Source organism: Streptomyces sp. NPDC086554 (assembly GCF_040686095.1).
Taxonomy (GTDB): Bacteria; Actinomycetota; Actinomycetes; order Streptomycetales; family Streptomycetaceae; genus Streptomyces.
This window is the reverse complement of sequence record NZ_JBFBJK010000007.1, coordinates 1-20,188: the sequence shown is the minus strand read 5'-3', so window position 1 is coordinate 20,188 and position 20,188 is coordinate 1. Positions and strand designations below refer to the sequence as shown.

At 70.5% G+C, this 20,188-nt stretch carries 17 protein-coding genes; 10 read left to right on the top strand and 7 right to left on the bottom strand.

Going from position 1 to position 20,188, the window contains the following annotated elements; translation table 11 throughout:
- Positions 1-64 precede the first annotated feature (64 nt).
- Entirely contained in the window at positions 65-3,088 is a 3,024-nt protein-coding gene (locus tag AB0O76_RS13135; protein WP_365489014.1) for a glycoside hydrolase family 38 C-terminal domain-containing protein, read from the top strand.
- Between the two features lie 77 nt (positions 3,089-3,165).
- Here the strand turns inward: AB0O76_RS13135 and AB0O76_RS13130 are convergent, their stop codons facing one another.
- Positions 3,166-3,552, bottom strand: a complete 387-nt coding sequence (locus AB0O76_RS13130) for a hypothetical protein (protein ID WP_365489011.1) — start codon at positions 3,550-3,552, stop codon at positions 3,166-3,168.
- A gap of 155 nt (positions 3,553-3,707) precedes the next feature.
- On the opposite strand from AB0O76_RS13130, the gene AB0O76_RS13125 reads away from it, so the two are divergent.
- The gene (locus AB0O76_RS13125; RefSeq protein WP_365489008.1) at positions 3,708-4,664 is read left to right on the top strand and encodes a helix-turn-helix domain-containing GNAT family N-acetyltransferase; all 957 of its coding nucleotides are present in this window, start codon (positions 3,708-3,710) and stop codon (positions 4,662-4,664) included.
- On the opposite strand, the gene AB0O76_RS13120 is transcribed toward AB0O76_RS13125, so the two are convergent.
- From AB0O76_RS13120 to AB0O76_RS13100, 5 genes are all read right to left on the bottom strand, one after another.
- Entirely contained in the window at positions 4,609-4,833 is a 225-nt protein-coding gene (locus AB0O76_RS13120; protein WP_365489005.1) for a hypothetical protein, read from the bottom strand. The genes AB0O76_RS13125 and AB0O76_RS13120 overlap by 56 nt on opposite strands.
- A 3-nt stretch (positions 4,834-4,836) precedes the next feature.
- Positions 4,837-6,291 (bottom strand): amino acid permease, encoded by a 1,455-nt coding sequence (locus AB0O76_RS13115; protein ID WP_365489002.1) that lies wholly within the window; start codon positions 6,289-6,291, stop codon positions 4,837-4,839.
- Positions 6,292-6,596: 305 nt separating this feature from the next.
- A complete protein-coding gene (locus tag AB0O76_RS13110; protein ID WP_365488999.1) occupies positions 6,597-9,053 on the bottom strand; it encodes a SpoIIE family protein phosphatase in 2,457 nt (818 codons plus the stop codon).
- A gap of 61 nt (positions 9,054-9,114) precedes the next feature.
- Positions 9,115-10,746: a helix-turn-helix domain-containing protein gene (locus AB0O76_RS13105; protein WP_365488996.1), complete on the bottom strand. Its 1,632-nt coding sequence runs from the start codon at positions 10,744-10,746 to the stop codon at positions 9,115-9,117.
- Positions 10,747-10,870: 124 nt separating this feature from the next.
- Positions 10,871-11,572, bottom strand: a complete 702-nt coding sequence (locus AB0O76_RS13100; RefSeq protein ID WP_365488993.1) for a FadR/GntR family transcriptional regulator — start codon at positions 11,570-11,572, stop codon at positions 10,871-10,873.
- A gap of 164 nt (positions 11,573-11,736) precedes the next feature.
- On the opposite strand from AB0O76_RS13100, the gene AB0O76_RS13095 reads away from it, so the two are divergent.
- The 8 genes from AB0O76_RS13095 (at position 11,737) to AB0O76_RS13060 (ending at position 19,831) form a co-directional block, all read left to right on the top strand.
- Positions 11,737-12,819, top strand: coding sequence for a sugar ABC transporter substrate-binding protein (locus tag AB0O76_RS13095; RefSeq protein WP_365488990.1), 1,083 nt, complete (start codon positions 11,737-11,739; stop codon positions 12,817-12,819).
- A gap of 8 nt (positions 12,820-12,827) precedes the next feature.
- Positions 12,828-14,435 (top strand): sugar ABC transporter ATP-binding protein, encoded by a 1,608-nt coding sequence (locus tag AB0O76_RS13090; protein ID WP_365488987.1) that lies wholly within the window; start codon positions 12,828-12,830, stop codon positions 14,433-14,435.
- Between the two features lie 70 nt (positions 14,436-14,505).
- The gene (locus tag AB0O76_RS13085) at positions 14,506-15,465 is read left to right on the top strand and encodes an ABC transporter permease (RefSeq protein ID WP_365489753.1); all 960 of its coding nucleotides are present in this window, start codon (positions 14,506-14,508) and stop codon (positions 15,463-15,465) included.
- A gap of 47 nt (positions 15,466-15,512) precedes the next feature.
- The gene (locus AB0O76_RS13080) at positions 15,513-16,883 is read left to right on the top strand and encodes an L-fuconate dehydratase (protein ID WP_365488984.1); all 1,371 of its coding nucleotides are present in this window, start codon (positions 15,513-15,515) and stop codon (positions 16,881-16,883) included.
- Complete coding sequence (locus AB0O76_RS13075; protein WP_365488981.1) at positions 16,880-17,644, top strand: SDR family oxidoreductase; 765 nt, start codon at positions 16,880-16,882, stop codon at positions 17,642-17,644. The genes AB0O76_RS13080 and AB0O76_RS13075 overlap by 4 nt, the downstream gene beginning before the upstream one ends.
- A complete protein-coding gene (locus tag AB0O76_RS13070) occupies positions 17,641-18,648 on the top strand; it encodes an aldo/keto reductase (RefSeq protein WP_365488978.1) in 1,008 nt (335 codons plus the stop codon). Before AB0O76_RS13075 ends, AB0O76_RS13070 begins: the two co-directional genes overlap by 4 nt.
- The gene (locus AB0O76_RS13065) at positions 18,645-18,956 is read left to right on the top strand and encodes an L-rhamnose mutarotase (RefSeq protein ID WP_360772818.1); all 312 of its coding nucleotides are present in this window, start codon (positions 18,645-18,647) and stop codon (positions 18,954-18,956) included. Before AB0O76_RS13070 ends, AB0O76_RS13065 begins: the two co-directional genes overlap by 4 nt.
- Entirely contained in the window at positions 18,956-19,831 is an 876-nt protein-coding gene (locus AB0O76_RS13060; RefSeq protein WP_365488974.1) for an amidohydrolase family protein, read from the top strand. The genes AB0O76_RS13065 and AB0O76_RS13060 overlap by 1 nt, the downstream gene beginning before the upstream one ends.
- Here AB0O76_RS13060 and AB0O76_RS13055 read toward each other — a convergent pair.
- Positions 19,819-20,188: lipase maturation factor family protein (locus tag AB0O76_RS13055; RefSeq protein WP_365488971.1), on the bottom strand; the 370-nt coding region annotated here is incomplete at its 5' end. The genes AB0O76_RS13060 and AB0O76_RS13055 overlap by 13 nt on opposite strands.

The following is a 20,188-nucleotide window of genomic DNA, read 5'->3' as shown; positions in this document are numbered from 1 at the left end:
AAGACCGCCGCTTCGCGGCGGATCTTTCCCGCCCGCCCACCCGATGAGCCCCCGGGAGACCCACATGCACGACGACCGCACCCTCATCGAAGCCCGCCTCAAGCGCGTCCTCGACGAACGGATCCGCCCCGCCGTCTACCCGGAATCCGTCCCCCTGGACGTAGCCGTCTGGACCGCCCCCGGCGAACCCGTCCCCGTTGCCGAAGGCCTCGCCGCCCAACCCGCGCCGACCCAAGTCGGCGCCCGCTGGGGCGCCCCCTGGGCCACCAGCTGGTTCCGGGTGACCGGCACCGTCCCCCAGGAGTGGGCCGGGAAGACCGTCGAGGCCATCCTCGACCTCGGCTTCGACGAGAACATGCCCGGCTTCCAGTGCGAAGGCCTCGTCTACCGCCCCGACGGCACCCCGGTGAAGGGCCTCAACCCCCGCAACCAGTGGGTTCGGATCGCCGCCCCCGCGACCGGCGGCGAGGACGTCAAGCTGCACATCGAGGCCGCGTCCAACCCCGTCATCCTCGACTACCACCCCTTCCTGCCCACCCGGCTCGGCGACCAGGAGACGGCCGGCAGCGAGCCCCAGTACACCCTCGCCCGCATGGACCTCGCCGTCTTCGACGAGACGGTCTGGCAGCTCGTCATCGACCTCGAAGTACTCGGCGAGCTCATGCAGGAACTCCCCGAGGACTCCGGGCGCCGCTACGCCGTCGTGCGCGCCATCGGCCGCGCCCTCGACGCCGTCGACCTCCAGGACGTCAACGGCAGCGCGCCCGCCGCCCGCGCCGAACTCGTAGACGTCCTCGCCACCCCCGCCGAGCCGTCCGCGCACCGCATCAGCGCCGTCGGTCACGCGCACATCGACTCCGCGTGGCTGTGGCCGCTGCGCGAGACGGTGCGGAAGGTCGCCCGTACGACCTCCAACATGACCGCGCTCATCGAGGACGAGCCGGACTTCGTCTTCGCCATGTCGCAGGCGCAGCAGTGGGCGTGGGTGAAGGAGCACCGGCCCGAGGTGTGGGCGAAGGTCAAGAAGGCCGTCGCCGACGGGCGGTTCGTGCCGGCCGGCGGCATGTGGGTCGAGTCGGACACGAACATGCCGGGCTCGGAGGCGATGGCCCGTCAGTTCGTGCACGGCAAGCGGTTCTTCCTCGACGAGTTCGGCATCGAGAACGACGAGGCCTGGCTGCCCGACACCTTCGGCTTCGCGGCCGGACTGCCGCAGATCATCAAGGCGGCGGGTTCCAAGTGGCTGCTCACGCAGAAGATCTCCTGGTCGCAGACCAACCGCTTCCCGCACCACACCTTCAACTGGGAGGGCATCGACGGGACTCGGATCTTCACCCACTTCCCGCCCGTCGATACGTACAACTGCTCCATGAAGGGCAGCGAGATCGCCCACGCGGCGAAGAACTTCAAGGACAAAGGCGTCGCCCGGCACTCGCTCGCGCCCACCGGTTGGGGTGACGGGGGTGGTGGCACCACGCGCGAGATGATTGCCAAGGCCGGGCGCCTGCGGAACCTCGAAGGCTCGGCGACCGTGGAGTGGGAGACGCCGGAGAGGTTCTTCGAGAAGGCGGAGGCCGAGTACCCGAACGCACCTGTCTGGGTCGGTGAGTTGTACCTCGAACTGCACCGTGCCACCCTCACCAGCCAGGCCGGCACCAAGCAGGGCAACCGTCGCAGCGAGCATCTGCTGCGGGAGGCGGAACTGTGGGCCGCGACCGCAGCCGTTCGGAACGCCGAATTCGCGTATCCTTACGAAGAGTTGGACCGGATCTGGAAGACCGTCCTGCTCCACCAGTTCCACGACATCCTGCCCGGTTCGTCCATTGCCTGGGTGCACCGGGAGGCGCGGGCCACGTACGCGGCGGTCGCCGACGAGCTCAACGGCATCATCGACGCGGCCCAGCGCGCGCTGGCGGGGGACGGCGGCACGGGGACCCTCGTCTTCAACTCCACACCGCACACGCGCGACGGCGTCCCGGCGGGTGGCGCGCGCCCCGCCTCCGTCGACGGCCAGTCGGCGATCGCCTCGCGCGCCGGCGGCGGCTATGTCCTGGACAACGGTCTGCTGCGGGTCGAGATCGACGCGCGCGGGCTCATCGTCTCGGCGTACGACATCGCCGCCGACCGGGAGACCGTCGCACCCGGCCAGGTGGCGAACCTGCCGCAGATCCACGCCGACTTCCCGAACATGTGGGACGCGTGGGACGTCGACGAGTTCTACCGCAACACCGTCACCGATCTCACCGAGGCTCACGAGGTCGTGCCGGGCGATGACGGCGCTTCGGTCCGTGTCGTGCGCGCCTTCGGGGACTCGCGGCTCACGCAGGTCCTGTCCCTCGCCCCCGGCGCCATGCGCCTGGACATCGACACCGAGGTCGACTGGCACGAGACGGAGAAGTTCCTGAAGCTGGCGTTCCCGCTGGACATCCACGCCGAGCGGTACGCGTCGGAGACCCAGTTCGGCCACTTCTACCGCGCCACGCACACCAACACGAGCTGGGAGGCCGCCAAGTTCGAGGCGTGCAACCACCGTTTCGTGCACATGGAGGAGCCGGGCTGGGGTGTCGCGCTGGTCAACGACTCGACGTACGGACATGACGTGACGCGGACGGTCCGGGAGTCGGATGCCGGGACGACCACGACCGTGCGCGTCTCGCTGCTTCGCGCCCCCCGTTTCCCCGACCCGGAGACGGATCAGGGTGTGCACCGGTTCCGGCATGCGCTGGTGCCGGGGGCGGCGATCGGGGACGCCGTGCGGGAGGGATACCGGATCAACCTTCCGGAGCGCCGGATCGCCGGTGGCGCGGAGGTGGCCCCGCTGGTGACCGTCGACAACGACGCGGTCGTCGTCACCGCGGTCAAGCTCGCCGACGACGGCAGCGGTGATGTGGTGGTCCGTTTCCATGAATCGCGCGGCGGCCGGGCGCGGGCCACGCTGACGGCGGGCTTCGGGATCGGCTCGGTGACGGTGACGGATCTGCTGGAGCGTCCGCTGGCCGACGCCCCGTCCCCGGAGCGCGTGGGGGAGACCGTCGCGGTGCGGCTGCGGCCGTTCGAGCTGGTGACGCTGCGGCTGACCAGGGCGTGATGCTCGCGCGTTCCCGAAGCTGAAGACCGCAGGAGGGGCCCTGGCGAACAGCCCCTCCTGCGGCCCGGTGAGGTCGGTCAGCCGGTGATGGTGACGCAGGGCAGGCCCACGCTCGCCCCGCCGCGGAAGCCCTCCGCGCACAGCCGGGTGCCTGCCGGGAAGTGCCGCTGGGGGTACGCCTGGTCCCGGTAGGTCCGGAACGCGGCGACGTCCTCCGTCTTGGTGTTGGCGCTCCAGCCGTTGGTGGTCCACACGCGCGCGCGGATGCGGTGCGGTTGGTTGGTGTTGGTGACCGACACCTCCACCCGGCCCAGATAGGTCCCTGAGTCGTATGTCTCGATGCAGACCGAGTGGTTGCACCACTTGCCGTCGGCGACCGCCGATGGGCCCGCGGCGATGACACAGCCGAGCGCGGCGGCCGCTGCCGCAATCCAGGTGGCGAACTTCTTGGTGATGTCGTGCATGGCGGAGTGACCCTCAACCCTTCGTCATGGCCCCGCGACGGAATGTGCCGGGCCCCGGCAGACCAACGCGGCGCAAGATCACCAGTTACGCGCGTTCCCCCCTGGCACTCCCATCGTTCTCTGACTAAAGTCAGAGAACGATGGGAGTGGACGACATGGACGGAAGAGACGGAACGGCCCAGGGGCAGATCGACCAGGTGCGGCGGTTCAATCGCACCGTCACCGAGCGCGTGGGCGTCCTCCACGACCGCTACCTGGGCCGCGACCGGCCCATCGGCGAGGCCCGGCTGCTCTGGGAGATCGGCGAGGGCGGCCAGGACGTACGACGGCTGCGCGAGCGCCTCGGGCTCGACTCCGGGTATGTGAGCCGGTTGCTCCGCTCACTGGAGGCCGACGGCCTTGTGGCGGTGGAGCCGCAGCCCCGGGACAGAAGGGTGCGCTCCGTCCGGCTCACCGAGGCGGGCCGCGCGGAGCGTGCCCTGCTCGACGACAGCAGCGACGAGCTCGCGGGCTCCCTCCTGGAGCCGCTCAACGCCGATCAGCGCGCCCGGCTCGTGGCCGCCATGGCCGAGGTCGACCGTTTGCTGACCGCGGGCACGGTCACGCTCGACGCCGTCGACCCGGACCATCCGGACGCCCGGCACTGCCTGCTGTCCTACTTCGCCGAGCTGCAGGAGCGCTTCGACACGGGCTTCGACCCCGAGCGGAGCCTGCTGCCCGACGCCGGTGAACTCCGGCCGCCGTACGGTCTGTTCCTCGTGGCGCGGACGCACGGCGAGCCCATCGGCTGCGCCGGTCTGAAGCTGCCGCCCGGTGCCCCGGCCGAGATCAAACGCATGTGGGTGGCGCCGCACGCCCGTGGTCTCGGCCTCGCCCGCCGGTTCCTCGCCGACCTCGAGGCGCGGGCCGCCCGGCACGGCTGCGAAGCGCTGCGCCTGGACACCAACAAGGCACTCAGTGCCGCCATCGGCCTTTACCGTTCGTTCGGCTTCCAGGAGGTCGCCGCCTTCAATGACGAGCCGTACGCCGATCACTGGTTCGAGAAGCCCTTGACGGTCACGGGCTCTTCTCCGGTCCCCAGGCCTGTGGCCCGGCCCCGCGCCACTCGATGAGCTCCGGGTCGTCGATCGCCGTGTCGGTCTCGGGCAGGCCTGCTCGGCGCAGGAACTCCAGCACATCGAACAGGTAGAAGGCCGTTCCCACGTCTTTACCTCGGATCGTGACCCGCCGGCCACCGTCCGGCGACGGCGGGTGCACGACTACAGGAGCATGTCCGGACATATCTCAATGATGCGGGTAACGGTGTGCTTGTGTACACCGCCGCTCGCGGACCAGCGCGACAGCGACCACCAGCGCCGCGAGGAGCACGGAAAGCAGCACCTGGATACGGCCGCCGCCCGGGCTGTCGTCCGTGAGCATGTAGACCAGGATGAACGAGATCATCGCGATGGTGACCCAGGTGAGGTACGGGAAGAGCCACATCCGGACGATGAGCTTCTCCGGGTTCTCGCGGAGGATGATGCCGCGCATCCGCAGCTGCGAGAAGCAGATCACCAGCCAGACGAAGAGAGCGACCGCGCCCGATGAGTTCAGCAGGAACTGGAACACCGTGTCCGGCCACAGGTAGTTGAAGCCGACGGCCACGAAGCCGAAGACGACGGAGGCCAGGATCGCGGACTGCGGGACGCCCCGCTGGTTCGTCCGGGCGAAGGCCTTCGGGGCGTCGCCGCGTCGGCTGAGGGAGAAGGCCATGCGGGATGCGGTGTAGAGCCCGGAGTTGAGGCAGGAGAGCACCGCCGTCAGGACGATCACGTTCATGACCTGGCCGGCGTGCGGAATGCCGATCGAGTCGAGGGCCGCGACGTACGAGCCCTTCTTTTCGATCGAGGGGTCGTTCCAGGGGAGCAGGGAGACCACGACGAGGATCGAGCCCAGATAGAAGACGCCGACCCGCCAGATGACGCTCTTGGTGGCCTTGGCGACGGCCCGCTGCGGATCCTTGGACTCACCGGCGGCGAGGGTGACGATCTCGCTGCCCATGAAGGAGAAGACGACCATCAGTACGCCCGTGAGGATGGCGCTGGGGCCGTGCGGCAGGAAGCCGCCGTGCGATGTGAGGTTGCCGAAGCCCGTGGCGGCGTTGTCCGAGCCGGGCAGCACACCGAAGATCGCCAGGGCGCCGAGGCCGATGAAGGCGGCGATGGCGACGACCTTGATGCCCGCGAACCAGAACTCGAACTCGCCGAAGGAGGCGACCGATCCGAGGTTGGTGGCGGTCAGGACCGTCATCACGATGAGCGCCCATCCCCACTGCGGCACGGCGGGCATCCAGCCGTTGAGGATGACGGCACCCGCGGTGGCCTCCACCGCGAGCACCACGACCCAGAAGAACCAGTAGAGCCAGCCGATGGAGAAACCGGCCCAGCGGCCGAGCGCCCGGTCCGCGTACGCCGAGAAGGACCCCGATGTCGGGTCGGCGGCGGCCATCTCGCCGAGCATCCGCATCACCATGACGACCAGGGTGCCGACCAGCGCGTACGACAGCAGGATGCCGGGACCGGCGGCGGTGATGCCGGAGGCGGAGCCCACGAACAGGCCCGCTCCGATGACACCGCCGATGGCGATCATGGACAGATGGCGGTTCTTGAGGCCGGACCGCAGCTCCGAATCGTGCGGAGCCTGGCGGTCGCCGGGAGGAGCGGGAGGAGAGGCCGCGGGGGCAGGGGGAAGTGAAGTCATCTCGACATCCAGTGAGTTGGGACGGGTCGTGCGAGGGGTGACTGCGTGCTGGATCGCCTTGGCGGCACATCGCCTCGGTGGCAAGGCGGGAGCGGGCCGCGCTCTCCGTGTTCCGGCGCGGGGCAGCGGGGATGGGGACCTGACGGCTGCCGCGCTTCCGCTTTCGCGCCGCCTCCTTGTGAGAGGTGAGCCGCGTCACTGCCGGAATGGATTTGCGACAGCGTATGCGGAGCGGCGGGACGGATTATTTGTGAGCAGCCACAAAATCCCCCTCGATCACTGGCCGGTCGGCCAATGCGGGGAGCTCACACCGCGTCGTCCGGTGGAATCTGCTGCTCAGCCCAGATGATCTTGCCGGTCGATGTGTAGCGGGTGCCCCACCGCCGGGTGAGCTGCGCGACGATGAAAAGACCACGGCCGCCCTCGTCGGTGGTACGGGCGTGCCGCAGGCGCGGTGCGGAGCTGCCGGCGTCGGAGACCTCGCAGATCAGGGCGGCCTGCCGGATCAGCCGCAGCGTGATCGGTCCGGTGGCATGCCGGATGGCGTTGGTGACCAGTTCGCTGACGATCAGCTCGGTGGTGAAGAGCAGATCCTCCAGGCCCCACTCCGTCAGCTGCCGTCCTGCGAGGCTGCGGGCATCGGCGACCACGGCCGGGTCCGACGGCAGGTCCCAGGAGGCGACCTGGTGGGCGCCCAGGGCGCGGGTCCGGGCGAGCAGCAGGGCGGCGTCGTCGGACGGCGGCCCGGTGAGTAGCGCCTTGACCACGTTCCGGCCGATCTCCTCCAGCTTCGGCCCGGTCACCGCCAGGGCGTTGCTCAGCCGGGAGAGACCGACGTCGATGTCCCGGTCGCACGTCTCGATCAGGCCATTGGTGTAGAGGGCGAGCAGGCTGCCCTCGGCCAGTTCGAGCTCGACGGGCTCGAAGGGCAGCGCTCCGAGGCCGAGCGGCGGTCCCGCGGGCAGGTCGGGGAAGTCGACGGCGCCGTCGGGGGTGACGATCGCGGGCGGCAGGTGGCCCGCCCTGGCCAGCGTGCAGCGCCTGCTGACCGGGTCGTACACGGCGTACAGACAGGTGGCCCCCGTGAAGGTGGCGGCCACGCTCTCGTTCTCGGCGCCCGCGGATTCGGCGGCGCCGTGCTGCTCGACGAGCCCGATGACCAGGTCGTCCAGGCGGGCGAGGAGTTCATCGGGCGGCAGATCCAGATTGGCGAGCGTCTGCACGGCGGTGCGGAGCCGTCCCATGGTGGCCGCGGCGTTGATGCCGTGCCCGACGACGTCCCCGACGACCAGGGCGACCCGGGCCCCGGAGAGCGGGATCACGTCGAACCAGTCGCCCCCGACACCGCTCGGGGCGTCCGCGGGGAAGTACCACGAGGCCACTTCGACGGCGGATCCCCCGGTCAGGTCGTGCGGCAGCAGATTGCGCTGCATCGCGCGGGCCGCGGCGCGCTCGCGGGTGAAGCGGCGGGCGTTGTCGACACACACCGCGGCACGGGCGACGAGCTCCTCGGCGAGCTGGACGTCGCCCTCCTCGAACGGACCGAGCCGCCGGGACCGTACGAAGGTCGCCGCGCCCAGGGTGACACCGCGCGCGAGGAGCGGCACGACGAGCACCGAGCGGAAGTCGAAGTCGCGGATGTCGGCGGCCCGCGCCGGGTCGTCGGTGACCCACCCGCTGGTGGCCACGTCGAGGATCGGTTCGACCAGGGACCGGCTCTCCAGGAGGCAGCGGGAGAGCGGCGACGAGGGGGACCGCGGGACGGCTTCCCCCACGGCCCGACTGGATTCCGGGCAGCCCTCGCGGACCGACTTCTGGCCCGAGCGGCGGACGACGGGTGCGCCGTCGACCGGGCCCGGAACGGGCTCCGCGCCTCTGATGACCGAGTCGAGCAGGTCGACGGTGACGAAGTCGGCCAGCGGCGGCACGCTGACATCGGCCAGTTCCTGTGCGGTCCGTGTTACATCGAGGGTGCTGCCGATCCGGGCACCGGCGTTGTTCAGCAGGGCAAGGCGTCCCTGGGCCTGCCAGCGCTCGGTGATGTCGATGACCATGTACCAGATGCCGACGCGCCGGCCGTGCGGGTCCTCCAGGCCGAAGAACGAGGCCGAGTAGACGCGCTCCTCGTCGGGGTCCGCGTACGTGGGGCTGCGGAATTCGTACTCCATGACCGGGGATCCGGTCTCCAGGACATGGCGCATCCTCGCGTCGAACGCCTCGGCCTCCAGCTTCGGCAGCACCTCGCTCACCTGCCGGCCGAGCCGACGCTCCAGAGGGATCAGGCGTTCCAGTACGTCGTTGACCCAGACGTAGCGCAGATCGGTGTCCAGTACGGCCATGCCGACGGGTGCGTGGGCGAGGAACGGCTCCAGCATCAGCTGGTTCACTCCGCCGCCAGGCACCCGCCATTCCTTGAGGGCGAGGACGGACCAGCGCTCCCGGCCTGCCGTGTCGACGAGCGGCGTCACCTGCACCGCCAGCTGCACGATCCGGCCGTCGCGGTGGCGCGCCGCGACCGATCCGCTCCAGCCGTCCGCGGCGCGGCACTTGGCGACGGCGGCCACCCGCGCCTCGTCCCCGGGGATCGCGAGCAGTCGGGCCGCCGGACGGTTCAGGATCTCTTCGGCAGGGTGACCGAGCAGCCGCTCGGCCGCCCTGGTCCACCCGATGACGGTTCCCGCCGCGTCCAGTTCGGCCATGGCCGCGTTCGCGATGTCGCAGGCTCGGTCCGAGCCGTCCGGCAGGGCATTGTCCGAGGTCATCTTCGCCAGCCCGTCATCAGCCCGTCATCTCAACTGCGCATAGTGCACATTCTAGTGAGAATCACCCAGGAAGCCGCAGCTGGAGCATGGCGAGCAGTCGCTGGTCGGGACGGCTCAGATCGAGACCGGTCAGCTGCTCGGCACGGCCGATCCGGTAGCGCACGGTGTTGGGGTGCACATGCAGCTGGGCGGCGGCCGCCCGCACATCGCCGAAGGCGTTCAGGTACGCCAGGATCGACTCGGCCAACCGCCCTTGGTGCCGGCTGTCATGGTCGGTCACGGCGGTCAGCCGGGGGTCCCGCATGTCGGGGCGGTCGGCGAGCAGTGCCAGCATTTCGCTGACCAGGACCTCCGCCTGGATGTCCGGCAGCGCGGCGACCGTGGTGGCGACATCGGCGTTCACCATGGCGTCGAGGATCCGGTCCGCCTCCCGGCGCGAATCCGGGACCTTCCCGAGGCCCGGGACGATGCAGCCGATCGATCCGCGCAACGGCAGCCCCAGGTGGCGGCGTGCGGTGTCGGCGATGTCCTGTCCCCAGCCGCGCAGCGTGCCGATGTCGATGCTGCGCGGCAGCTGCGGGAGCAGGACGTAGATGCGGTGATCGCCCTCGGTGACCAGGGCGGCGCGGTGCCGGGCGGCGGTGTGCACCGAGATCAGGTTGGTGACCTCGGCGCGGGTCAGCTCGGGTCCGGTGGCTTCGGCCGCCCCGTACGAGAAGCCCAGGACCGCGGCCGGGCGTGCCGCGTCGAGGCCCAGGTGGCTGGCCAGCGGCTGCGGGCCGCTGCTGCCCTCCAGGAGTCCGGCCGCGAGGGTGCGGGCGAGCGTCACGTCCGCGGAGAGCTCCCGGCGGCGGCGCACCAGGTGGAGTGCGGCGACCCGGGCGGCGCCGAGCAGCGCCTGGTCGGAGCGCTCGGTCAGCGGCGTCGATCCCTCCTGGACCCAGATGGTGCCCAGTTGCCGGTCCCCCGACCGGATGGCGATCGCGAGCCGGCGGCGGATCCCCAGCTCGGGGTGGCTGTCGACATTGATTACGTCGTCGGAGGTGCGAAGCCGCTGGAACACGCCCCATTCGCGCAGCCGCGCCAGATACGCCTCCGGGCCCTGCCACCCCAGGATGGACTGCCGCCGCAGGTCGTCGGCCTCGTCGTGGTCGGCGGAGCGGGAGTAGGCGAGGACCCGGTGGGCGGTGTCCTCGATGCTGACGATGCCGCCGGTGAGCATGGCGGTGGTCTGGGCGAGCGAGAAGAGGTCGCCCTCCGCGGCGTCGTCGGCGGATTCGCCCGAGCCGTCGACGGGTGCGTCGTCGAGGGCCGCCCTGGCGATCGCGTCCACCTGGTCCCAGCGCGCGTCGCCGCGTACCGAAAGGAGCGCGACCCCCGCGTCGGCGGCGGTCTCGCTGAGGGCGGCGGCCTGTCCCGGAGCGTCCAGCTTGACGGCGACGGCGGCGGCTCCGTCACGCCCGGCCGCCCGCAGCGCGGGGAAGGCGGCGCGGCCACGGGCGCCGATGGCGAGCACAAGCTCCCCGGGGTGGGCGACCGGCGGATCCTCGGGGTCGAGCAGGGCCACACTGCGGATCTCGACGTCAAGGCCCGCGGGTGCGGTCTGCAGCTCCACCAGCGGCTCGCCCAGGGACATGAGCAGCTGGCGCAGGCTGATGCCGGCGGTGGGTGGTACCGCGGCGGGTGAGTCCATGGTCGGCGCCTCTGCTCGGGTCGGGTGGCCTGGCCTCGTGGCGAGGACGAGTGGCCTGGCCTCATGGCGAGGATGACCTGATGAGGGCACTTGCACATCACGTCACGGCAAGCATCCGATCACGCTACTCGTCCAACTGGGCCCGCAGCCACTCCTCCACTTCTCCCACATGCGCCGCCGCGGCGGCCCGTGCCGCCTCCGGATCGCGGGCCACCAGCGCCCGGTGGATGCGCGCGTGCTCACGCCGCGTCCGCTCGAACGCACCCTCCTCCTGGTAGCCGCGCCACACCCGCGCACGGAACGTGCGTGAGGAGAGGCCCTCCAGGATGGCGGCCATCGTGTCGTTGCCCGCCGCGAAGGCGATGGTGCGGTGGAACGCCAGATCGTGGGAGAGGATCTCCTCGGGGTCGTCGGTGGCGTTCATCGCCTCCAAGTGCTTCTCCACGTCGGCCAGTTGGTCGGCCGTGATGCGTGCGGCGGCCAGCGCCGTCGCGGTGGACTCCAGGACGCGGCGGACTTCGAGGAGCTCGACGAGCCGTGGCCCGCGCGACAGATCGGCCACCACCCCGAAGGTCTCCAGGAGATCCCCGGCCTCCAGCTGGGTGACGTAGATGCCCGATCCGTGCCGGGCCTCCAGGACGCCCATGACGGTCAGGGCGCGAATGGCCTCCCGCATGGAGCTGCGCGAGATGCCCAGCCGCGTGGCCAAGTCCCGTTCCGTGGGCAGCCGTTCACCCGGTTCGAGCCTGCCCTCGCCGATCATGGCCTTGATCTGCTCGATGGCCCGACCGGTCACCGTGCCCTTCTGCGGGGCGGTCTGGTCCACGTAACGCTCCTCCACTGGCCGAGTGCGCCGCAGTCTAACCAGAGATGTGGTCGGACCACTACGGCCTGAAAGCGGGGAAAGTTGGCGACGAGGGGTGTTGTGAGCGCCAAGTGGTCTGATAAATATTCGCCCATCAGTCGCCAGAACTACTGAGGAGCCGTCAGATGGCCGGCAGAACAGTTCGCAACAGGCCCAGCAGGGTGGGGACTTCGCGGGCGGTGCGGATCGCCGCAGCGGCCGCCTGCGCGTCCCTCGTGCTCACGGCATGCGGCAGCACCAAGGACACCGCGTCGCCCGGCGGCGGGGGCGGCGGAGAGGGCAAGGTCGGGGTGATCCTGCCGCTGCTGACCTCGCCGTTCTGGCAGTCGTACAACGACTACGTACCGAAGATGGCGAAGTCCGAGGACGTCGACGCGATGAAGACGGTCAACTCCAACAGCGACCCCTCGCAGCAGATCACCGACATCAACAACCAGCTCAACCAGGGCGTCAAGGGCCTCGTCGTCGCGCCCCTCGACAGCGCCGCGATCTCCGCAGGCCTCGACCAGGCCGAGCGCAAGGGCGTACCCGTGGTCGCCGTCGACGTAGCCCCCGAGAAGGGCAAGGTCGCGATGGTGGTGCGGGCCAACAACGTCGCGTACGGCGAGAAGGCCTGCGCATACCTCGGCAAGCAGGTCAGGACCGGCAAGGTCGTCCAGATCATGGGAGACCTCGCCTCGGTCAACGGCCGTGAGCGCTCCGAGGCGTTCCGCACCTGCGTGAAGAAGAAGTACCCCAAGCTGAAGGTCCTGGAGATCCCCGCCAAGTGGGAGTCCGACACGGCTGCCTCCAAGCTGGACACGCTGCTCAACTCCAACCCCGACATCAAGGGCATCTACCTGCAGGCGGGCGGCGTCTATCTCGCGCCCACCCTGCAGACCCTGAAGTCCAAGGGAATGCTGAAGAAGACGGGGGAGAAGGGCCACATCACCGTCATCTCCAACGACGGCATCCCGCAGGAGTTCGACGCCATCCGCAAGGGCCAGATCGACGCGACCGTCTCGCAGCCCGCCGACGCCTACGCCAAGTACGGCATGTACTACATCAAGGCCGCGATGAACGGAAAGAAGTTCAAGCCGGGGCCGACCGACCACGACTCCACCATCGTGAAGCTGCCCAGCGGCATTCTCGAGGACCAGCTGCCCGCGCCCCTGGTCACGAAGGAGAACGTGGACGACTCCAAGCTCTGGGGCAACACGGTCAAATGAGTACGCCGATGAGCAAGCCCCCCACGACGGGGCCGACGGCGCTCGTCGAGGCGACCGGCATCGTCAAACGGTACGGACCCACCGTCGCGCTGCAGGACGGCCGTCTCACCGTCCTGCCCGGCGAGTCCCACGCCCTCGTCGGCCGCAACGGCGCGGGCAAGTCCACCCTGGTCACCGTCCTCACCGGACTCCAGGCCCCGGACGCGGGCACCGTCCGCTTCGACGGTGAGCCCGCGCCGCCGCTCGCCGACCGCGACGCCTGGCGCCGCAAGGTGGCTTGCGTCTACCAGAAGCCGACCGTCGTCCCCGATCTGACCGTCGCCGAGAACCTCTTCATCAACCGGCAGCCCGAGGGCCGCGGCGGCTTCATCAGCTGGCGCAGGCTGCGGGAAGAGGCGGCACAGGTCCTCGACACCTGGGACGTACGCGTCGACCCGGACGCGCGCACCGCAGACCTCAAGGTCGAGGACCGCCAAATGGTGGAGATCGCCCGGGCGTTGAGCTTCGGCGCCCGCTTCATCGTCCTCGACGAGCCGACCGCGCAGCTTGACAACCGCGAGATCGAGCGGCTCTTCACACGGATGCGGGCCCTGCAGGAATCCGGCGTCACCTTCCTCTTCATCTCGCACCACCTCCAAGAGGTGTACGAGGTGTGCCAGACCGTAACCGTCCTGCGCGACGCCCGCTGGATCACCACCGCGCCCGTGGCCGAACTGCCGCGCGCCGCCCTGGTGGAGGCAATGGCGGGCGAGGCCCTCACGGAGCAGGCAGCGGCCGAGGAGTCCGTCGCCCGGACCGAGGTCCCCGCCGACGCCCCGGTGCTGCTCGACGTAAAGGGCCTCACGAGTGCGTCGTACGCGGACATCGACCTGACCGTCCGCAGGGGCGAGGTCGTCGGCCTCGCCGGATCCAGCGGCAGCGGCAAGATCAACCTCGCGGAGACCATCGCCGGGCTGCACACGCCGACCGGCGGCACGGCTCAACTGGACGGCAGGCGGCTGCCGTTCGGCGATGTGACCGCCACTCTGCGCGCCGGTGTCGGCTGTGTCCCGCGCGACCGGCACGACCAGGGCCTCGTCTTCGGCATGTCCATCGGCGACAACGCCACGATGAGCGTGCTCGACCGGCTCGGGAAGTACGGCTTCGTCGGCACCGAGCGCAAGCGCGGCTTCGCCGAGGAGCTGATCGACCGCCTAGACATCCACGCCGAGGGCCCCGACCAGCCCGTGTCCGACCTCTCCGGCGGCAACGCCCAGAAGGTCGTCATGGCCCGCGCACTCGCCTCCGACCCGCGGCTCCTGGTCCTCATCAACCCGACCGCCGGCGTGGACGTGAAGTCCAAGGAGTCCCTCCTGGCCCGCATGGACAACGCCCGCGAGGACGGCACAGCCGTCCTGGTCGTCTCCGACGAACTGGACGACCTGCGCCGCTGCGACCGAGTCCTTGTCCTCTTCCACGGCCGGTTGGTGGCGGAACACGAGGCGGGTTTCACCGACCACGACCTGATCGCGTCAATCGAAGGGGTGGGCCAGCCGAGCCCCGTAAGGGGCGCGGGGAACGGCGCGAACAACCCCCACCGGCCCGCGGCCAAAGAACAAGGAGACCACAGTGGCTGACCTCAAGGCCCCGGCCGCGCAGGCCACCCCGGCATCAGCACACCCCGCCCAAGCCCGCGCAGCGAAGAGCATCGCTCTGCGTCGCGCACGCGAACTCGCCCTGGTCCCAGCCCTGTTGCTCCTGATGATCCTGGGAGCCCTGCTCAATGACTCCTTCCTGACGGAGCGAAATCTCATCTCGATCCTCGGCGCCTCCGCCGCCCTCGCGATGGTCGTCCTCGCCGAGTCCCTCGTACTGATCACGGGCAAGTTCGACCTGTCCCTGGAGTCTGTCGTCGGCATCGCGCCCGCCGTGGGCGCGCTCCTCGTCCTTCCCGCCGCCCAGGCCGGGTTCGGCACGGACATGCCCGCGGCTGCCGGGCTCCTGGCGATCCTGCTCGTCGGCGGAGCCATCGGCGCCTTCAACGGCATCCTCGTGGTGAAGCTCAAGCTCAACGCGTTCATCGTCACGCTCGCCATGCTGATCGTGCTGCGCGGGCTGCTCGTCGGCGCGACCAAGGGCAAGACACTCTTCGGCATGCCCGACGCCTTCTACACCCTCGCCACCTCCACCTTCCTGACCATTCCGCTCTCCGTATGGCTCGCGGCGGCCGCCTTCGGCATCGCGGGCTTCGTCCTCAAGTACCATCGCGTGGGGCGTGCGCTGTACGCGATCGGCGGCAACGCGGACGCGGCCCGGGCGGCCGGAATCCGGGTGGAGCGCGTGATGCTCGGCGTGTTCGTCGTCGCCGGTGTGCTCGCCGCCGTCGGCGGGCTCATGCAGACCGGGTACGTCGGCGCGATCAACGCCAACCAGGGCCAGAACATGATCTTCACGGTGTTCGCGGCCGCGGTCATCGGCGGCATCAGCCTCGACGGCGGCAAGGGCACCATGTTCGGCGCCCTCACCGGCGTACTGCTGCTCGGTGTCGTCCAGAACCTGCTCACCCTCGCCCAGGTGCCGTCCTTCTGGATCCAGGCCATCTACGGCGGAATCATCCTGGTCGCCCTGATGATCGCGCGCGTCACCACGGGGCGCGCACAGGACTGACCCCGTTCTGGTTCACCGCCTCCTTGCCCCTTTCGGAAAGGCCTCCTGTGTCCCCGACTCCCGCCCGCATCACCGCGGTTGACACCTTCGACGTACGGTTCCCGACCTCACGGGAACTGGACGGATCCGACGCGATGAACCCGGACCCCGACTACTCCGCCGCCTATGTGGTCCTGCGCACCGACGCGGACGACGGCCTGGAGGGACACGGCTTCACCTTCACCATCGGACGCGGCAACGACGTCCAGGTCGCCGCGATCGCATCGCTGCGCCACCACGTGCTCGGCCGGTCCGTCGAGGAACTCTGCGCCGATCCGGGGACGTTGAACCGCGATCTGATCGGGGACAGCCAACTGCGCTGGCTCGGCCCCGAGAAGGGCGTGATGCACATGGCCATCGGGGCCGTCGTCAACGCGCTGTGGGACCTGGCGGCCAAGCGCGCGCACAAGCCGCTGTGGCGGTTCCTCGCGGAGGCCGACCCGCAGTGGCTCGTCTCGCAGGTCGACTTCCGCTACATCGCGGACGCGCTCACACCCCAAGAGGCCCTGGACATGCTCCAGTCGGGCCGTCATGGAGCCGCCGACCGGGAGGCCGTGCTGCGGGAGCGCGGCTTCCCCGGCTACACCACGTCACCGGGCTGGCTCGGCTACAGCGACGAGAAGCTGACCCGCCTCGCCCGTCAGGCCGTGGCCGACGGCTTCACCCAGATCAAGCTGAAGGTCGGCGCGGACCTGGCCGACGACGTACGCCGCTGCCGCACCGCACGCGAGGCGATCGGGCCCGGCATCCGGATGGCGATCGACGCCAACCAGCGCTGGAACGTCGACGAGGCCGTCGAATGGACCCGCGCCCTCGCCGAGTTCGACCCGTACTGGGTCGAGGAGCCCACCAGCCCCGACGACGTCCTCGGCCACGCCGCGATCCGCAAGGCCGTCGCCCCCGTCAAGGTCGCCACCGGCGAGCACGTACAGAACCGCATCGTCTTCAAACAGCTCCTCCAGGCGGGCGCGATCGACGTGCTGCAGATCGACGCCGCCCGCGTCGGCGGCGTCAACGAAAACCTCGCGATCCTGCTGCTCGCCGCCAAGTTCCGCGTCCCGGTCTGCCCGCACGCGGGCGGCGTGGGCCTGTGCGAACTCGTCCAGCACCTGTCGATGTTCGACTACGTGGCGCTCTCGGGGACCACCGAGAACCGCGTCATCGAGTACGTCGACCACCTCCACGACCACTTCATCGACCCGGTCGTGGTGCGCGGGGGCCACTACACGGCCCCCACCGCGCCGGGCTTCTCGGCCACCATGCGGGCCGAGTCCCTCGCCGAATTCACCTATCCGGACGGTGCCTTCTGGGCCGCCGACCTCGCTCAGGGCCAACTCGACCAAGGCCAACTCGCTCAAGGCAAAGGAGCAGCCGCATGACTGATGCCCAGGACTTCGAGGGCTTGAAGGCCCTCGTCACCGGCGGAGCCTCCGGCATCGGACGGGCCACCGCCGAACTGCTCGCCGCGCGCGGCGCCCAGGTGGCCGTCCTCGACCTCGACCCGAGCACCGTGGAGAAGCCGCTCACCGGCTACCGCGCCGACGTCTCGGACGACGCGTCGCTGCGCGTGGCGGTCGCCGCCGCAGTGGCCGGCCTCGGCGGACTCGACGTACTGGTCAACAACGCCGGGATCGGCGCCCAGGGGACGGTCGAGGACAACGACGACGCCCAGTGGCACACCGTCCTTGACGTCAACGTCGTCGGGATCGTCCGCACCAGCCGGGCCTGCCTGCCGCACCTCAGGGACTCCGGCCGCGCGGCGATCGTCAACACCTGCTCCATCGCCGCCACCGCCGGACTCCCGCAGCGTGCCCTGTACTCGGCGTCGAAGGGAGCGGTGCTCTCCCTGACCCTCGCGATGGCCGCCGACCACGTACGCGAAGGGGTACGCGTCAACTGCGCCAACCCCGGCACCGTCGACACCCCGTGGGTCGGCAGGCTCCTGGACGCGGCACCCGACCCGGCCGCCGAGCGGGCCGCGCTCCAGGCCCGCCAGCCCACAGGACGCCTCGTGTCGGCGGACGAAGTCGCGGGCGCCATAGCCTACTTGGCGAGCCCGCTCTCCGGCGCCACCACCGGCACGGCGCTCGCCGTGGACGGCGGCATGCAGGGCCTGCGACTGCGCCCGGCGGGCCGGTGAGCGGCATCGCGCGGCGCACCCTGGGACCCGGCGGCGTCGAGGTGACCGAGCTGTCCTTCGGCGCCGCCGGCATCGGCAACCTCTACGCGCCGGTCACCGACGAGGAGGCGGCCGCGGCGGTCGACGCGGCATGGGACGCGGGGATCCGCCACTTCGACACCGCGCCGCACTACGGCATCGGCCTGTCCGAGCGCAGGCTCGGCGAGGCGCTGCGGGCGCGCCCCAGGGATGCGTACACCCTCTCCACCAAAGCGGGACGGATCCTCGATGCCGTGGAGGGACCGGTAGTCGGCGACGACCTCGCCAACGGCTTCGCCGTGCCCGCCACCCACCGCCGCGTCCGGGACTTCAGCGCGGACGGCGTGCGCCGGTCCCTGGAGGACAGCCTCGACCGCCTGGGCCTGGACCGCGTCGACATCGTCTACCTCCACGACCCGGACGACCACGCCGAGCAGGCCTTCCGCGAGGGATATCCGGCCCTCGAACGGCTGCGCGCGGAGGGCGTCGTCGGCGCGATCGGCGTGGGCATGAACCGGACGGCGATGCTCACCCGCTTCGTCCGCGACACGGACGTCGACGCCGTGCTGTGCGCGGGCCGCTACACGCTCCTCGACCAGAGCGCGCTCACCGATCTGCTCCCGGCGGCACAGAAGCACGGCACATCGGTGGTGATCGGCGGGGTCTTCAACTCCGGCCTGCTCGCCGATCCCGGGCCCGGCGCCACCTACGACTACGCGGCGGCGCCCCGCGACCTCCTGGACCGCGCCCGCCGGCTCAAGGCCATGGCCGAACGGCACGGCACCACCCTGCGCGCCGCCGCCATCGCCTTCCCGCTCGCCCACCCGTCCGTCGCCACCGTCCTTGTCGGCACCCGCTCTGCGTACGAAGTCCGGGACGCGGCCGAACAGTTCGCGCGAGCGGTGCCCGACGCCTTCTGGCGGGAAGTCCGGGCCGATGGACTGCTGCCCGCCGAAGTCCCCGTCCCCCGTGAGGAGTCCGCGTGAGAGTCGCCCTGCACACCAAGGTCCGCGCCGACCGCGTCGCCGAGTACGACGCCGCCCACCGCGAGGTGCCGGACGAGCTCACCGCCGCCATCCGCGCGGCGGGCGCCACCTCCTGGACGATCTGGCGCAGCGGGACCGACCTCTTCCACGTCCTGGAGTGCGCCGACTACCCTCGTATGCTCGCCGAACTGGAGAAGCTGCCGGTCAACATCGCCTGGCAGGCGCGCATGGGTGAGCTGCTCGATGTCGTGCACGACTACTCGGCCGACGGCGCGGAAGCGGGGCTGCCCGTCGTATGGGAGCTGTGATGAGCGAACCGGCGTGGATGAGCGAACCGGCGTGGATGGTCGACGCCCACCACCATGTGTGGGACCTCTCCGTACGCGACCAGGACTGGATCACCGGCGACGCGCTCGCCCCGATCCGCCGGGACTTCTCCCTGGCCGATCTGCTGCCCGAGGCCCGCGCCGCCAAGGTCGCGGCGACCGTCGTCGTCCAGACGGTCACCGTCGCCGACGAGACCCCCGAACTGCTCGCCCTCGCGGCGGCGGACCCCGACCTCGTGGCCGGTGTCGTCGGCTGGACCGACCTCACCCGACCCGATGTCGCCGACGCGCTCGCCGAGCTGTGCGAGCTTCCCGGCAGGCAGTACCTGGTGGGCATCAGGCACCAGGTCCAGGGAGAGCCCGACCCGTGGTGGCTGCTGCGGCCCGACGTACGCAGAGGTCTGAGCGCGGTCGCCGACAGAGGTCTCGCCTACGACCTCGTGGTGCAGCCCCATCAACTGCCCGCCTGTATCGAGGCGGCCAAGGAGCACCCCGGACTCACCTTCGTGCTCGACCACTTGGGCAAGCCGCCGATCGCGTCCGGCGACCTGGAACCCTGGGCCTCCGCCGTCCGCGCCCTGGGCGCGCTGCCCAACACCGTCTGCAAACTCTCCGGCCTGGTGACCGAGGCGGGCCCGAAGGGCTGGACGGCCGACGATCTGCGGCCGTACGCCGACACCGTCCTCGAGGCCTTCGGCCCGGACCGGCTGATGTTCGGCTCCGACTGGCCCGTCTGCACCCTGGAAGCCTCGTACGGCGAAGTGGCCGACATCGCACGGGAGTTGACCGACTCGCTGAGCGACGCCGAACGTGCCGCCGTGTTCGCCGGAACCGCGGCCCGCGTCTACCGCCTCTGAGCCGCCGAGCCGAAGTGCGTCGGCGGCATGAACTCGCGCACATACGTCCGCTCCCAGCAGGCGCCCGTCTCGCGCAGCTCCCGCCAGGTCGTGTAGCGGTAGCGGTAGAGACGTGCCCGGATGTACGCGGGCGGCGCGTCCGGCGGGAACGGGGAGCGGCGGAGCAGCCGCAGCGTGTCCCGGTCGCCGTCCAGGAGCCGCTCCACCAGCGGGCCGAACCACGGCCGGGCGTAGGCGGGGGAGAGCGCGGCGAACCACATCAGCCAGTCGAGCCGGAGATGATAGGGCGCGAACTGGCGTGGCCAGCACCGCACATCACCCGGCTTGCCCTTGAACTCGTACTCCAGCCACAGCGAG

What these genes read in the sequence shown, in the direction of transcription:
- AB0O76_RS13135 (WP_365489014.1), top strand. Translation starts at nt 65, where the DNA reads ATGCACGACGACCGCACCCTCATCGAAGCCCGCCTCAAGCGCGTCCTC.
- AB0O76_RS13130 (WP_365489011.1), bottom strand. Translation starts at nt 3,552, where the DNA reads ATGCACGACATCACCAAGAAGTTCGCCACCTGGATTGCGGCAGCGGCC.
- AB0O76_RS13125 (WP_365489008.1), top strand. Translation starts at nt 3,708, where the DNA reads ATGGACGGAAGAGACGGAACGGCCCAGGGGCAGATCGACCAGGTGCGG.
- AB0O76_RS13120 (WP_365489005.1), bottom strand. Translation starts at nt 4,833, where the DNA reads ATGTCCGGACATGCTCCTGTAGTCGTGCACCCGCCGTCGCCGGACGGT.
- AB0O76_RS13115 (WP_365489002.1), bottom strand. Translation starts at nt 6,291, where the DNA reads ATGACTTCACTTCCCCCTGCCCCCGCGGCCTCTCCTCCCGCTCCTCCC.
- AB0O76_RS13110 (WP_365488999.1), bottom strand. Translation starts at nt 9,053, where the DNA reads ATGACCTCGGACAATGCCCTGCCGGACGGCTCGGACCGAGCCTGCGAC.
- AB0O76_RS13105 (WP_365488996.1), bottom strand. Translation starts at nt 10,746, where the DNA reads ATGGACTCACCCGCCGCGGTACCACCCACCGCCGGCATCAGCCTGCGC.
- AB0O76_RS13095 (WP_365488990.1), top strand. Translation starts at nt 11,737, where the DNA reads ATGGCCGGCAGAACAGTTCGCAACAGGCCCAGCAGGGTGGGGACTTCG.
- AB0O76_RS13090 (WP_365488987.1), top strand. Translation starts at nt 12,828, where the DNA reads ATGAGCAAGCCCCCCACGACGGGGCCGACGGCGCTCGTCGAGGCGACC.
- AB0O76_RS13075 (WP_365488981.1), top strand. Translation starts at nt 16,880, where the DNA reads ATGACTGATGCCCAGGACTTCGAGGGCTTGAAGGCCCTCGTCACCGGC.
- AB0O76_RS13060 (WP_365488974.1), top strand. Translation starts at nt 18,956, where the DNA reads ATGAGCGAACCGGCGTGGATGAGCGAACCGGCGTGGATGGTCGACGCC.